This window comes from Acinetobacter sp. YH12151 (genome assembly GCF_013418355.1).
GTDB classification, from domain to species: Bacteria; Pseudomonadota; Gammaproteobacteria; order Pseudomonadales; family Moraxellaceae; genus Acinetobacter; species Acinetobacter pseudolwoffii.
The window spans coordinates 1-1,276 of sequence record NZ_VPCG01000108.1 but is presented as its reverse complement, the minus strand read 5'-3'; the positions used below and the strand labels follow the sequence as shown (position 1 = coordinate 1,276).

Sequence of the window (1,276 nt, the reverse complement as noted above, 5' to 3'; positions counted from 1 at the left end):
CTCGCGATGACATCGCCCAGCGGCTGGCCATCATCCTGTGCATCGACCAGGGCGCCCCCGATCTCGGCGAAGGATTTCAGGGTGTCACGCACCACCCCCGCTTCGTCTGCGACCTTTGCATGGCAAATACGCTCCGAAGCACGGTAGAGACGGCCGACGATCCGGTCGTGGGTTTCGACCACTGCGTCGGCCAACATCGCCTGCCATTCCGAGACGCAAACAGCCAAGATCGCAAGCCGCCTGTCCTCCGGGAGATCGCGCATGCCGTCGGCATAATACCGTTCACCCTGCCTGCGCAGACGAGTCACCCGATGGGCAGGAACGCCGGCAAGCAGATCCTCGGGGAGATCGATGCGTTGCAGATATTCGAGCCGGTCGAGCAGCCGGTTGGCCGACGAAGAGTTCGAGCCAGGCTCGAACTGGCGCAGCCACACAAAACGGGTCACCCGATCATCAGCCGTCTCCTCGAGCAATGCCAGCAACTGTTCTCGGATCGACATAGGCAGCCGACTGGCGATCCTCGTCTCGATGCGTCGCTCGGCATCGACGAGAGCCGCGGCACAAAGCCGCTCGATCGTGGATGTCGCGGGAAGGACAGTGCGGGTGCGTCGGCACTCGGCTACGAAGCGACGGGCGATATCCTCGTTCGACACCGCCATCTCGGCTTCTCGGAACAACCATTCCTTCAGCTCGCTCGCACCACGTCCGGAGAAGGTGCGGAAGCCGTAGAGCCCCCGTAACTCGGCAAGATGCTCGTGCCGTGTTTCCTCGCGGGCAGCATAGTCTACGAGATCGTCGGCACCCAGGCCAAGCTGCGCTCCGATAAATTCGATGACCTCTGCAGGGATCAGTTCGCCTGGAGCCAGCACCCGGCCGGGATAGCGCAGGACACACAATTGCAGGGCGAAGCCGAACCTGTTGTGAGCGCGCCGACGCAGCCTGATATGCCCAAGGTCTTCATCACTCAGCGTATAGTGCTTGAGCAAATCCGTCTGTGAAGTCGGCAAGCGCAACAGCGCGTCTTTCTGCCGATCGGTTAGAGTGACGCGACGCGGCATACATGTTCCTTTTTCAAAATCTGATAGCGTTCAAGACGCTTTGTTTATGAAGCTGGTTGAGATACATTTCCAGAGGTCAATGCAATCGTGGCCGAAGCGCCGCCTCAAACCAACGTTTGTGATACATGCTGATCGGATATGCCCGCGTCTCCAAAGCCGATGGCTCGCAGTCTCTCGACCTGCAGCACGACGCCTTGCGCGCCGCAGGTGTCGAACGG

Annotated in this window: 2 protein-coding genes; one reads left to right on the top strand and one right to left on the bottom strand. The window is 60.5% G+C overall.

From position 1 onward, the window contains the following. Positions 1-1,058 (bottom strand): DUF4158 domain-containing protein (locus tag FTU82_RS15965; RefSeq protein ID WP_180101651.1); only part of this gene is annotated, 1,058 nt, incomplete at its 3' end. 125 nt (positions 1,059-1,183) lie between these two features. Between FTU82_RS15965 and FTU82_RS15960 the strand changes: the two genes are divergently transcribed. Next, positions 1,184-1,276, top strand: a 93-nt coding sequence (locus tag FTU82_RS15960; protein ID WP_180101649.1) for a recombinase family protein, incomplete at its 3' end; no start/stop codon positions are given.